A 12,675-nucleotide genomic window follows, 5' to 3' on the forward strand; every position below is an offset into this window, starting at 1 on the left:
CCATGGACTTGACCCAGGTTTCTTCTTCCGCCAATGCTCGCCGCGCCAACCGCGCGGCGGCTGCGGGCGCCGCGCGCGAGGGTGCGCACGGCTTGCCCGATGACGCGCTGTTCGACGAGCGCCCCTTCCTGCGCCGCCTTTCGGTGGTGGACTGGCTGTTCGCCCTGGCGCTAGTGGCCGGCGCGGGTTTCGCGCTGGACCGCTACCACGCGCACATGAACTACTACGACAAGCTGGTTTTGTGCGGCGTGGCCCCGGCGCTTGTCGTGCTCGGCTGGCGCTGGAAGCCGTCGCGCCTGCTGATGGCCGCGATCGCGGTGATCTCGATCGGGGCGATCCAGCTCTACCAGGGCGACCTCTCGCGCGCCGATTCAGCCTTCTTCCTCAAGTACTTCCTCTCGAGCCAGTCGGCCGTCCTCTGGATGAGCGCGCTGTTCGTGCTCGCGACGTTCTTCTACTGGCTCGGCCTCCTTTCGCGTTCGGAGACGGGCGGCGCGATCGGCACCCGGCTCACGTGGGCGGCGGTGCTGATGGGCTTCGTCGGCATGATGGTGCGCTGGTACGAGTCGTACCTGATCGGCGCCGACGTCGGCCACATTCCCATCTCGAATCTCTACGAAGTGTTCGTGCTGTTCAGTCTCATTACGGCGCTTTTCTATCTGTATTACGAAAAGCACTACAACACGCGTGCGCTCGGCGCCTTCGTGCTGCTCGTGATCAGTGCGGCCGTCGGCTTCCTGATGTGGTACTCGATTTCGCGCGACGCGCAGCAGATCCAGCCGCTCGTGCCCGCGCTGCAGAGCTGGTGGATGAAGATTCACGTCCCGGCCAATTTCATCGGCTACGGCAGCTTCGCGCTGGCGGCCATGGTGGGCGTCTCCTACCTGCTGAAGGAGCGCGGCGTGCTGGCGGACCGCCTGCCCGAGCTCGAGGTGCTCGACGACGTCATGTACAAGTCGATCGCCGTCGGCTTCGCGTTCTTCACGATCGCGACGATCCTCGGCGCGCTCTGGGCCGCGCAGGCGTGGGGCGGTTATTGGAGCTGGGACCCGAAGGAGACCTGGGCCCTGATCGTCTGGCTCAACTACGCGGCGTGGCTGCACATGCGGCTCATGAAGGGCCTGCGCGGCGGCATTGCCGCCTGGTGGGCGCTCACGGGCCTGCTCGTGACCACCTTCGCCTTCCTGGGCGTGAACATGTTCCTTTCGGGTCTGCATAGTTACGGCAAGCTGTAACTTTCGCCACCCGCAGGACGAACTAACCGTCGGATGCTTCGCACCGGCGGTTTTTTTTCGTTCCGACGGAAGATTCGCCCGATGCGCGTGTTAGTGGTGATGTGGACGACATAGGAGCAGCAACATGTTGATCAGGCGTAGCAGCACGATCCTCCTCAACGGTGACGACATCCCGGCGAGCGAGATTACGCCGCAAAAGGTGTTCGAACAGCGCAGGCGTTTGCTGCAGGCGGCGGGCGCGCTGGCGCTTGGCGGTATCGCGGGAACGTTCGGCGCGACGCGCGCCCATGCGGAGTACGCATCGCCCGATCCGAAGGCGCAGAAGCTTCCCGCGAAAACCGACACGAAGTTTGTCGTGCCCGACAAGGTGACGCCCTACAAGGACGTGACCACGTACAACAACTTCTACGAGTTCGGCACCGACAAGAGCGACCCGGCCGAGAACGCCCATACGTTGCGGCCGCTTCCGTGGCGCGTGAGCGTGGAGGGCGAGGTCAAGAATCCGAAGGTCTACGATATCGACGAGATCCTCAAGCTCGCGCCGCTCGAAGAGCGCGTGTACCGGCACCGCTGCGTGGAGGCCTGGTCGATGGTGATTCCGTGGGTTGGTGTGCCGCTCTCGGAACTGATTCGCCGCGCCCAGCCCACCGGCAATGCGCGCTACGTCCAGTTCATCACGCTGGCGGACCCTTCGCAGATGCCGGGCATCTCCGATCCCATCATCAACTGGCCGTATTCCGAAGGGCTGCGCATGGATGAAGCCATGAATCCGCTGACGCTGCTCACGGTGGGGCTGTATGGCCAGGTGCTGCCGAACCAGAACGGCGCGCCCGTGCGCATCGTCGTGCCGTGGAAGTACGGCTTCAAGAGCGCGAAATCGATCGTCAAGATCCGCTTCGTCGAGGCGCAGCCGCCAACGAGCTGGAGCACCTACGCGCCGAACGAGTACGGTTTCTATTCGAACGTGAACCCGAACGTCGATCACCCGCGCTGGAGCCAGGCCACGGAGCGGCGCATCGGCGAGGACGGGTTCTTCACGCCCAAGCGCAAGACGCTGATGTTCAATGGCTACGGCGACCTGGTGGCGTCGATGTATCAGGGCATGGATCTGCGCAAGAACTTTTGAGCCTTCTGAGGTTCGAGGCAGCAATGGAGCAACCGATGGAATCGACGACGACAGCCGGCTCCGCGCCCGTAACGGCGGCGCGCGCGGCCGCGAAGAACGCCTCTGTGAAACGCGCTGCCGTCAAAGTGCCGGCCGGTCCGCGCTGGCTGCCATGGGCGAAGGTCGCCGTATTCGTGGCAGCGTGGTACCCGCTCGCGCGCATCGTTCTTTTTGGCATAACCGGGCAGATCGGCGCCAATCCGATCGAGTTCATCACGCGCTCGACGGGCCTCTGGACGCTCGTGTTCCTCTGCATCACGCTGGCCGTCACGCCGCTGCGCCGGCTCACGGGATGGAACGCGCTGATCCGCTTTCGCCGCATGCTTGGCCTTTACGCGTTCTTCTACGCCGCGCTGCATTTCACGACGTACATCTGGTTCGACAAGTGGTTCGACGTGATGGCGATGTTCAAGGACGTCGGCAAGCGCCCGTTCATCACGGTCGGCTTTGCGGCTTTCGTGCTGCTGATTCCGCTTGCCGTGACCTCGACGCGCGGCATGGCGCGCCGGCTCGGACGCCGCTGGCAGACGCTGCATCGGCTTGTCTATCCGATAGGCGTACTGGCGATCCTGCACTTCTGGTGGATGAAGGCGGGCAAGCATGACCTCGCGCAGCCCAAGCTCTATGCGGCGATCCTGATCGTGCTGCTCGGCTGGCGGATTGGCGCCTGGCTGCTCGCGCGGTATCGGTCGAGGAGCGCTGTGCGGGCGACGTAGGCGCTCGCGCTCTCGCGCATTCTGCATAACAAAAAAGCGACGTTTCTTTCGATGCGTCGCTTTTTTATTCGAGGCTGCGCCGCTGCTGGCTCAATCCGGCAGGATCCGTTCGCCGGCCAGCAACTGCGCGACCGTCTCGCGTTCGCGCGCGACGTGCACGCGCGTACCGTCCACCATGACCTCGGCGGCGCGCGGACGCGTGTTGTAGTTCGAGCTCATCACGAAGCCATACGCACCCGCCGAGCGGATCGCGAGCAGATCGTCCGGTTCGATTGCGAGCGTGCGCGCGCGGCCGAGCCAGTCGCCGCTTTCGCAGACGGGGCCGACCACATCGTAAGTCTGGGCGGGTGCGGCGCGCTCGACGACAGGCTCGATCGCATGGTACGCGTCGTACATCGCCGGACGGGCGAGGTCGTTCATCGCCGCATCGACGATGGCGAAGTTTTTCTCCGCGCCCGGCTTCAGGAACTCCACGCGCGTGAGCAGCACCCCCGCGTTGCCGACCAGCGAACGGCCCGGCTCGAAGAACACTTCGCGCACCGTGCCGTCCGTCGCGCCGCGCGCCTCGATGCGGTCGAGCACCGTGCGCACGAACGCGCCGATCTCGGGCGGGGTCTCGTCGTTGTAGCGGATGCCGAGGCCGCCACCCACGTCGATGTGGTGGATCTTCACGCCGTCGGCCTCGATCTGGTCGACGAGTTCGAGCAGCTTGTCGATGGCGTCGAGATAAGGCGCGATTTCGGTGATCTGCGAGCCGATATGGCAGTCGATACCCACGACGTCGAGGTGCGGCATGGCGGCCGCCGCGCGATAGGTGGCGCGCGCGTCGTCGAACGCGACGCCGAACTTGTTCGCCTTCAGGCCCGTCGAGATGTAGGGGTGCGTCTTCGGATCGACGTCCGGGTTCACGCGCAGCGAGACCGGCGCCTTCTTGCCGAGTGCGCCTGCCACCGCATTCAGGCGGTCGAGCTCGGGAATCGACTCGACGTTGAAGCACTTCACGCTCGCTTCGAGCGCGGTGCGCATGTCGTGGGCCGTTTTGCCGACGCCCGAGAACACGACGTTTTCCGCCTTCCCGCCCGCGGCCAGCACGCGCGCGAGCTCGCCGCCCGACACGATGTCGAAGCCGGCGCCGAGGCGCGCGAACAGGTTCAGCACCGCGAGATTGCTGTTCGCCTTGACCGCGACGTGGATCGACGCGCGGCGCCCGGCGCACGCGTCGGCGTAGGCATGCCACGCGGCGGTGAGCGCCGCGCGCGAGTACACGTAGAGCGGCGTGCCGAACTGCGCGGCGAGATCGGTGGCGCTGACGCCTTCGACGTAGAACGTACCGTCGATGCGGTGGAAAGCGGGTTGGGTCATGCGAGCGTCTTATTGGGTTGGCGTGGCGCTGGAGGCCGGCTGCGGGCTGGCGGGCGCCGTTGGGGTCGTGCTGAGTTCGGTGTCCGGGGACAGTGAGAGCGGCGTGCCGGACGTGTCGGGAATCGAGCCCGCTTCGACACCCGAAGCTGCGGACGCGGCCTCAGGTGCCGTCGTTCCGGTGTCTTGCGTTTCGAAATTGGGCTTGGGCGGAAGCGGCGGCACGGTGGGCATGTAGAGCGCGCCGCGCTGGCCGCAGCCGACGAGTGCAAAGACCGCTGAAATGGCTAAAATTGCGCCGGGCGCCACTGCGCGCATCCTGGAAATGACACGCATAATTGTCCCTGAATGAATAACCGGTGGAGTTTAGCATGACCGACAGTGACTACCTGAGCCGCGCGGAAGCCGTGCTGGCAGCGGTGGAGCGCGCCGTGGACGAGGCCGATGCCGATATCGAACTCGAGCGCAACGGCAATGTTTTGACACTCGAATTCGAGAACCGGACCAAGATCATCGTGAACCTGCAGCCGCCGATGAGCGAGATCTGGATCGCCGCGAAGGCGGGCGGTTTTCACTACCGCTTTGTCGACGGTGAATGGCGCGATACGCGCAGCGGCACGGAGTTCTTTTCCGCGCTGTCGGCTTACGCGACAGAACAGGCCGGCGAGCCGGTCAGCTTTGCGCCCTGACGAGGCTCGAACCGCCTCGCTGCGCCTACGCTCCCTGCTCAGTGCCCACGGAACAGGTTCATGATGTCTTCCTTCTCCTTCGCGTTTACCTGCTCGGGCGCCGGCATCTCTCCAGAGCCTGCCGCTCCCGCCGCTCCGCCCGCATCCGATGCGCCGCTTCCCGCCGCATCGAGCGCCGCCTGGCTGATACCCACCGTCGAGACGAAACCATTTCCGGGTGTCATGTCGGCGTAGTACAGCTCGTCGCCTAATGTGACGACACCGTCGGGCATCGGCATCCTGTACTCCGGCACGCCGTTGAGCGCGCGCGCCATGTAGTCGATCCACACGGGCAGCGCGAGGCCGCCGCCCGTTTCCTTGTCGCCGAGACTGTGCGGGTTGTCGTAGCCGATCCATGCGATCGCGGTGAGCGTGTGCTGATAGCCCGCGAACCACGCGTCGCGCGAGTCGTTGGTCGTGCCCGTCTTGCCGCCCAGGTCGGTGCGCTTGAGGACGTTCGACTTCGCGCCCGTGCCGCGCTGCGCGACGCTCTGCAAGAGGCTGTTCATGATGTACGCGTTGCGCGGGTCGATGGCGCGCGGCGCGTTCTGCTGCGCCACGAGCGGCTGCGCCTGCGCGACCACCATGCCGCGCTGGTCCGTGACTTCGGCAATCAGATAGGGGTTGATGCGGTAGCCGCCGTTGGCGAATACCGCATAGCCTGCCGCCATCTGCAGCGGTGTGACGAGGCCGGCGCCGAGCGCCATGGGCAGATAGGCCGGATGGCGCTCGGCGTCGAACCCGAAGTGCGTGATGTACTGCTGCGCGTATTTCGTGCCGATGTGGCTGAGGATGCGGATCGACACGAGGTTCTTCGACTTCATGAGCGCGGTGCGCAGGGTCATCGGGCCATCGAAGCCGCCGCCGTAGTTTTTCGGCTCCCACGCCTGGCCGCCCGTTTCGGCGGCGCTGAAGAAGAGCGGCGCGTCGTTGATGATGGTGGCGGGCCCGAGCCCTTTGTCGAGCGAGGCCGAATAGATGAACGGCTTGAAGCTGGACCCGGGCTGGCGCCAGGCTTGCGTGACGTGGTTGAACTTGTTCTTGTTGAAGTCGAATCCGCCCACGAGTGCGCGGATCGCGCCGTCCTGCGGCACGACGGAGATGAACGCGCCTTCGATTTGCGGCAACTGGGTAATGGACCAGTTGCCCGAGTCGTCGCGCACGACGCGGATGATCGCGCCGGGCCGGATGCGCTGGGCGGGCTGCGCGCGCGGGCCGAGCGAGAACTGCGCAAAGCGCAGGCCGTCGCCCTGGAGGGTCGCGACGTTGCCGTCGATCAAGGTGGCCTGGACTTCTTTCGGGCTCGCGGACGTCACGACCGCCGCGACGAGTTCGCCGTTGTCCGGATGTTCGAGGAGCGCATCGTCGATGGCCTGCTCGCGGTCATCGGCGTCTTGCGGCAATTCGATGAATGCCTCGGGGCCGCGATAGCCGTGACGCCGTTCGTAGTCCATCAGGCCCTTGCGCAACGCGCGATACGCCACATCCTGGTCGGCCGAATCGAGGGTCGTCACGACGTTCAGCCCGCGGGTGTAGGCCTCTTCGTGATACTGCGCGACCATCATCTGGCGAACCATTTCGGCGACATACTCCGCGTGGACGCTGTATTCCCTGGCCGCGCTCTTGACGATGAGCGGCTGCTTCACCGCCTCGTCGTACTGGTCCTGCGTGATGTAGCGCAGCTCCAGCATGCGCTCGAGTATGTATTCCTGACGAACCTTCGCCCGCTTCGGATTGACCACGGGGTTGTAGGCCGACGGCGCCTTCGGCAGGCCAGCCAGCATCGCGCATTCGGCGAGCGTGAGGTTCTTCAGGTCCTTGCCGAAATACACCCGCGCCGCGCTCGCGAAGCCGTACGCACGCTGCCCGAGGTAAATCTGGTTCATGTAGACCTCGAGAATCTGGTCCTTCGAGAGCTTCGATTCGATCTTATAGGCGAGCAGCATCTCGTAGATCTTGCGCGTGTAGGTCTTTTCGCTCGAGAGGAAGAAGTTGCGCGCCACCTGCATCGTGATCGTGCTCGCGCCCTGGGTGGCGTGGCCGTTGGTGAGCGCGACGATGCCCGCCCGCGCGATGCCCGTGAGATCCACGCCGCCGTGGTCGTAGAAGCGCGCGTCCTCGATCGCGAGCACGGCTTTCTTGAGATCGTCCGGCACGTCCTGAATGTGCACGATGTCGCGCCGTTCTTCGCCGAATTCGCCGATCAGCACGTGGTCGCGCGTGTAGATACGCAGCGGGACCTTGGGCCGGTAGTCCGTGAGCGCGTCGATCGACGGCAGGTTCGGTGTCGCAACGATCAACGCATAGCCGAGCACGAGCGCCGCGCAGGCCGCGCTTGCCACGATCAGGCCGACGAAGCCGATGAGCAGCTTGAACCACCACGGCCGCCGGCGCCTGGGCCGAACGGGTGGTGTGGGCGGCGGAACGGGCGACGGCGACGAGATCTCTTGCATACGGATACCGAAAAAACAGTCCCGCGATTATAGCCGTCCGACACCGAATGCTTTCGGGATGCTTACGTTGATCATGGAGGCCGGCAGACGCGTGCCTTTACTGTAGACGCGCCCCTCATGCCTGAATAGCGGCCAGGGCCAGGATTGGCCGTTCGGACGAATATTCGGGGCGGTGCCGCGTTTGCACAATCCTTTCTGACGCAAACGCCCGAATAGTTCGCGGCGTGCGAAGCCAGTGAGGGACTGCAATGGGGTTCGGGAGGCCGATGTTGTTGGGCGCGCGCCGTTTTGCCGCAGGTGTCGACGTTACGGCGCGCGGAGTCACGCTGGCGGTGCTGAGCCGGCGCCTCTTTGGCGCGGGCCCGGTGCGCATTGAATGGCTGGCGAGTGAGCCGCTCGCGCGGGAGGCGATGGCGGGTGCGGACATTGTCGATCGCCCCGCGGTCGTGCAGGCGCTGCGCGGCGCGTTCAGCCGGTTGCCGCGCGTGTGCGCGGCGGCTTCGATGCGCTGCGCGATGGCGCTGCCCACCCATGCCACGCTTGTCGCGACCGTGCCGCTCACGCATCTCGCGCCGGCCGGCTGTCACGCGGACGAGTCGCAGATCTATGCCGAGCTGGAGCCGTTCGTGCTGGCGGAGGCGGAACGCGTGGCGGGCGTCGAGCGTCACGAACTCGCCGTCGACTGGCGGGTGGCGCCCTGGAGCGGCACGGCGCCTCGCGGGGCGCAGGTGACGATCGCCGCGACGGCGCGCGCGCATCTGGAAGCACGCATCGAGTGCGCGGCCATGGCGGGCATCACGCTGTGCGCCGTGGATGACGAAGCTCACGCCGCACTGCGCGCGCTGCGCCACGCGGCGGCGTTCGAGTTGTCGTCCCATGAACCGTATGTGGCGCTATGGATCGGCGCCGAAGGCGTGCGCGGCTGGGCCATGGCCGACGATGCCATCGCGCGCGAGATGCGCTTTCCCGCGCTCGAGTACGCGGACCTCGTCGAAGCATTGCGCGATCTCGTGCAGGAAGAGCCGCCGGGCTGCGCGGTCGTGGCCGGCGACCTCGCCTTGCTGCGTGGCGTGCACTTCACGCTGGCCGATATCGGCGCAGTGCTTGGCTGTCCTGCCTTACCGTTCGAATGCGCGACGCTCGCCGATCCTGAACGGCCGCTTGCGGCGGAGCTGTCGCACGATCCGTCGTGCGCGGTGGCCTTCGGTCTTGCGCTGCGGGGAGTGAGTGAATGAGGCGCGGGAGCGGTGGCGGCACACAAGGCGTTGGAATGCGTATCGGATTCAATTTGCTGCCGTGGCGGCAGCGCGAGATGCGCCGGCTGCTGTGGCGCCGGATGTTCGAGTGGTGTGCCGCGGCGCTTCTGGGATGCGCGTGTGTCGCGCCGCTCGCCGGCTGGCAACTGTGGGCGCGCGGTCGTGCCGATGCAAAGCGTGAGGTCGTCGAGCAAGCCGTGCAACGGTTGCGACTGCCGCTTGCGGAGGCGAGCCGGCTTGCAGGCGAGGCGGCCGCACAGCATGCCGCGGCGGAACTGGCGCAGCAGCACGCGAAGCCGCTGAAGCGCCTGATGGCGTTGTTCGATGGGCTGACCAGCGCGGGCATCGTGGGCGTCGCGCTGCAACAGGTCGTGCAGCGCGGCGGCGAAGCGGAACTGCAAGCCGCAGCGGTTGACGAGTCCACGGTGGCCGAATGGCTAGGGTACCTGCGCACTCTGCCCGAAGCGGGCGCAGTGAGCGTGCGCGAGCTGAAGCGGGCGCCGCCTGCGGCAGGGGCGAAAGACACGACGGCCGGTAACGAACCGATCCATGTGATGGCGCGAGTCGTTTGGCAGGGCGCGTCTTCGGAACCGGCGACGCAGGCGGTCGAAAGCCGTGAAGGCAGATTGAGGAATCCGAAATGAGTAGCGTACTCGTTGACCGGGCAGATTCGCTCGCCGATGCGAACGACGCCGCGCGGCGCAACTGGGCGGCTCTGCACGCATGGAACAGGCGGCAGAGGCTCGGCGTTTTCGTGGCAACGGCGGTGCTCGCTGCGTCGTTGGCGGGCCTTGCCTGCACGGTGGGCGATCTCGCCGGGCTGCGCGCGTCCGAAGTGCGATTGAACGACGCGCAGCGCGAACTCGCGCAAGCGCAGCGGACCGTGGCGCGCCTGCCCGCGCTCAGGGCCGCGGCGGCGCCTGGGCAGGCGCAGCGTGCGCACGCGGACACGGCGGCCGAGGACATCCGCAACCTATCCGGGCTGGCGTCGAGATCGGGGCTCTCCTTGCAATCACTCGAACCGGCCGCGGCTGGCGGAGCGGGTCTTGCGACGTTCCGCACGCTCAAGCTCGTTGCGCGGGGCGGCTTTGCCCAGTTGCACGGCTTTCTCGCTGGACTCGGCACGGCACCCGGGCTCGCCGTGCCGGTCGATATTGCGATCAGGCGAGTCGACGGAGACGGCCTCTCGATTGCCGCGACCCTGCAGGTTTTCGACCGCCTGCCCGCGTTGCCGTTAGCCGCAGGCGTTGCCGGGAACGACGGCCCGACGTTCGACCCATTCTCGGACCGCTTCACGGCAGCGACGAGCGAAGGCCTGCGGCTGGCGGGCATCATGCAGGATCGCGCGGCTATCGTCGCGCTGATCGAAACGCCCGAGGGCACCCAGGCCGTGAGGGCAGGGCAGCCGCTTGGGACAGGTCGTATCGAACGAATTGCGTCTTCGCACGTGGTGCTTGCCTCCAACGGAGCGAACCGGACACTGAGTTGGGCGGAGGAGGCGAAATGAGGCATCTTCGCGCGGTCCTGGTGGCCTTGGCCGGTTTTGGCGCTGTGCCTGGCGCGGCCTTTGCGATTCCGCCGCCCTTGCCCGAACTGGGAGCCGAAGCACAACCCGTCTTACGACAGTCGGTGCCGCCGCTGCCCGAAGGAGCGGGTGCGGACGAGATAACGGGTTGGGCCGCGAATCCCTTTGCAGATGATGCTGGCAGCAAAACAGCAGACAACGAGGACTCCAATCCGGCGGCAAAGCAGGCCAGCGGCGCGGCCGACGATTCACGCGTCGGCCCGGGATCGAGTGGCGCGCCCACCGGCGAATCGCTCGAAGGCCCGCCCGTCCCGCTGCGCGCACCGCAACGGCTGAGCGATCCGGCATCGAAGTTCGACGGCTTGCCGCCCGATCGCCCCATCACGCTGAATTTCCAGCGCGCGGAACTCGCCGCCGTGCTCCATGCGTTCGCGGCATTCACGAAACTCAATATCGTCGCGAGCGAGCGCGTGCGCGGCCAGGTGACGCTGCGGCTAGAACAGGTGCCATGGCGCGTGGCCTTCGACCTGCTGCTGGAGGTGAATGGCCTCGCGATGGAGCGTGCGGGCGACGTGATCTGGGTCGCCCCTGCCGCCGAACTGGCCGCGCGTGAGCGGCAACGCTTCGAAGCACATGCGCGGGCCGCCGAGCTGGAACCGTTGGCGAGCCGCGCATTCGAGCTGCACTATGCGCGTGCCGAAGACGTCCGGCGCCTTCTGAGCGGCTCGGGCACGCAGCGCGCGTTGTCCAAACGCGGCGCGGCGGTGGGCGACGCGCGCACGAATCTGCTCTTCGTGACCGATCTGCCGGCGCGCCTCGACCAGATTGCCGATCTGATCGACCTGCTCGATGCGCCGGCGCGGCAGGTGTTGATCGAGGCGCGCATCGTCGAGGGCGACGAAGGGCTGTCGCACGAACTCGGCGTGCGGCTCGGCGTGACGCCCGCCCAGAGCGACGGCGCCGCGCGCGGCGTGCAGGGCGGCAAGGACGGCGTGGTCTTCGATCTGGCTGCAGGGCCGCTTTCGGGCTTCGATGCCGCGCAGGCCGGGATTTCGCTGCTCGCCGCCCACGCCACGCGCCTGCTCGACGTTCAGTTGAGCGCCATCGAGGCCGAAGGGCGCGGGCGTGTGGTGTCGAGTCCGCGTGTCGTCACGGCCGACCGCACGCGGGCCGTCGTCGAACAGGGAACCGAGCTGCCCTACCAGGCGAAAGTCGGGCAGGGCGTATCGGGGGTGCAGTTTCGTCGCGCCAGTCTGAAACTGGAGGTCGAGCCGCAGATCACGCCTGACGGCCACGTGATCCTCGACCTCGACGTCGCCAAGGATAGCGTCGGCGAACAGACCGCCGCGGGGCCCGCGATCAACACCAAACACGTGCAGACGCGGGTCGAGATCGAGGACGGCGGAACGGTGTCGATAGGGGGTATCGACGCGTCCGACGATCGCGACGATGTGACGCGTGTGCCACTCCTGGGCAAAATACCCCTTTTGGGCGCGCTTTTTTCGCATCGGGCGCACCGCGATCAGCGCAGCGAACTGGTGGTGTTCATTACGCCGCGCGTCGTCGGAGCGAATTGACCCCTAATCACTGATTCGGTAGCAAGCCTGCGCCGCTGCGCGGGCCGCAGGCTCGACAACCCCGCCGCTTTGCCAGTAAGCTGCGGCACCAACCTAAACAGGAAACGCTGCAAGTGCGGGACGCAAACGCCAATGTTTTTTTCGTAGGGCTCATGGGCGCCGGCAAGACGACCGTGGGCCGGGCGGTCGCGCGCCGGCTGGAGCGTGAGTTTTTCGACTCCGACCATGAGATCGAGGCCCGCACGGGCGCCCGCATTCCCGTGATCTTCGAGCTGGAAGGCGAGTCGGGCTTTCGCGAGCGCGAGGCCCACGTGATCGACGAGCTGACCGGCCGCGAGGGCATCGTCCTCGCGACCGGCGGCGGCGCCGTGCTGCGGCCCGAGAACCGCCTCGCGCTCAAGGAGCGCGGCTTCGTCGTCTATCTGCGCGCCAATCCGCACGATCTGTGGCTGCGCACGCGGCGCGACAAGAATCGCCCGCTCCTGCAGACCGAAGACCCGAAGGCGCGTCTGGAAGCGCTCTACGAGGTGCGCGACCCGCTCTACCGCGAGATCGCCGACTTCGTCATCGAAACGGGCCGGCCTTCCGTCAACGGGCTCGTCAACATGGTGCTGATGCAGCTCGACATGGCCGGCGTCGCGCGAACCCCGGCGCGCTGAAG

At 66.5% G+C, this 12,675-nt stretch carries 12 protein-coding genes; 9 read left to right on the plus strand and 3 right to left on the minus strand.

What is annotated here, in order from left to right; genetic code table 11:
- Positions 1 to 2: 2 nt before the first annotated feature.
- The 3 genes from ccsB to msrQ all read left to right on the plus strand — a co-directional run bounded on the left by ccsB (position 3) and on the right by msrQ (position 3,116).
- Positions 3 to 1,235, plus strand: coding sequence for a c-type cytochrome biogenesis protein CcsB (gene ccsB / locus BAC01S_RS25520; protein WP_027797310.1), 1,233 nt, complete (start codon positions 3 to 5; stop codon positions 1,233 to 1,235).
- 124 nt (positions 1,236 to 1,359) lie between these two features.
- The gene (msrP, locus tag BAC01S_RS25525) at positions 1,360 to 2,361 is read left to right on the plus strand and encodes a protein-methionine-sulfoxide reductase catalytic subunit MsrP (RefSeq protein ID WP_027797311.1); all 1,002 of its coding nucleotides are present in this window, start codon (positions 1,360 to 1,362) and stop codon (positions 2,359 to 2,361) included.
- A 23-nt stretch (positions 2,362 to 2,384) separates the two neighbouring features.
- Positions 2,385 to 3,116, plus strand: a complete 732-nt coding sequence (gene msrQ / locus BAC01S_RS25530; RefSeq protein ID WP_027797312.1) for a protein-methionine-sulfoxide reductase heme-binding subunit MsrQ — start codon at positions 2,385 to 2,387, stop codon at positions 3,114 to 3,116.
- 90 nt (positions 3,117 to 3,206) lie between these two features.
- Here msrQ and lysA read toward each other — a convergent pair whose 3' ends face one another.
- Together lysA and lptM are read right to left on the minus strand one after the other, a co-directional pair.
- Positions 3,207 to 4,478 (minus strand): diaminopimelate decarboxylase, encoded by a 1,272-nt coding sequence (gene lysA / locus BAC01S_RS25535; protein ID WP_027797313.1) that lies wholly within the window; start codon positions 4,476 to 4,478, stop codon positions 3,207 to 3,209.
- Positions 4,479 to 4,487: 9 nt separating this feature from the next.
- Positions 4,488 to 4,811 (minus strand): LPS translocon maturation chaperone LptM, encoded by a 324-nt coding sequence (gene lptM / locus BAC01S_RS25540; protein ID WP_027797314.1) that lies wholly within the window; start codon positions 4,809 to 4,811, stop codon positions 4,488 to 4,490.
- A gap of 35 nt (positions 4,812 to 4,846) precedes the next feature.
- Here lptM and cyaY point away from each other — a divergent pair, with 35 nt between their 5' ends.
- Complete coding sequence (cyaY, locus tag BAC01S_RS25545) at positions 4,847 to 5,164, plus strand: iron donor protein CyaY (RefSeq protein ID WP_027797315.1); 318 nt, start codon at positions 4,847 to 4,849, stop codon at positions 5,162 to 5,164.
- 38 nt (positions 5,165 to 5,202) lie between these two features.
- Here cyaY and BAC01S_RS25550 read toward each other — a convergent pair whose 3' ends face one another.
- Positions 5,203 to 7,656: a penicillin-binding protein 1A gene (locus BAC01S_RS25550; RefSeq protein WP_043203676.1), complete on the minus strand. Its 2,454-nt coding sequence runs from the start codon at positions 7,654 to 7,656 to the stop codon at positions 5,203 to 5,205.
- A 266-nt stretch (positions 7,657 to 7,922) separates the two neighbouring features.
- Between BAC01S_RS25550 and pilM the strand changes: the two genes are divergently transcribed.
- The 5 genes from pilM (at position 7,923) to aroK (ending at position 12,673) form a co-directional block, all read left to right on the plus strand.
- A complete protein-coding gene (gene pilM / locus BAC01S_RS25555; RefSeq protein WP_245616678.1) occupies positions 7,923 to 8,891 on the plus strand; it encodes a type IV pilus biogenesis protein PilM in 969 nt (322 codons plus the stop codon).
- A 77-nt stretch (positions 8,892 to 8,968) separates the two neighbouring features.
- Positions 8,969 to 9,556, plus strand: coding sequence for a hypothetical protein (locus BAC01S_RS32575; protein ID WP_156954543.1), 588 nt, complete (start codon positions 8,969 to 8,971; stop codon positions 9,554 to 9,556).
- Positions 9,553 to 10,419 carry a hypothetical protein gene (locus BAC01S_RS34865; RefSeq protein ID WP_052408842.1) on the plus strand — a complete coding sequence of 289 codons (867 nt, stop codon included), beginning with the start codon at positions 9,553 to 9,555 and terminating at the stop codon, positions 10,417 to 10,419. The genes BAC01S_RS32575 and BAC01S_RS34865 overlap by 4 nt, the downstream gene beginning before the upstream one ends.
- Positions 10,416 to 12,014 (plus strand): type IV pilus secretin PilQ, encoded by a 1,599-nt coding sequence (locus BAC01S_RS25570; RefSeq protein ID WP_156954544.1) that lies wholly within the window; start codon positions 10,416 to 10,418, stop codon positions 12,012 to 12,014. Before BAC01S_RS34865 ends, BAC01S_RS25570 begins: the two co-directional genes overlap by 4 nt.
- Before the next feature lie 107 nt (positions 12,015 to 12,121).
- Positions 12,122 to 12,673: a shikimate kinase AroK gene (gene aroK, locus BAC01S_RS25575; RefSeq protein ID WP_027797319.1), complete on the plus strand. Its 552-nt coding sequence runs from the start codon at positions 12,122 to 12,124 to the stop codon at positions 12,671 to 12,673.
- Positions 12,674 to 12,675 lie beyond the last annotated feature (2 nt).

The organism is Paraburkholderia acidipaludis NBRC 101816 (assembly GCF_000684975.1).
In the GTDB taxonomy this organism is placed as follows: Bacteria; Pseudomonadota; Gammaproteobacteria; order Burkholderiales; family Burkholderiaceae; genus Paraburkholderia; species Paraburkholderia acidipaludis.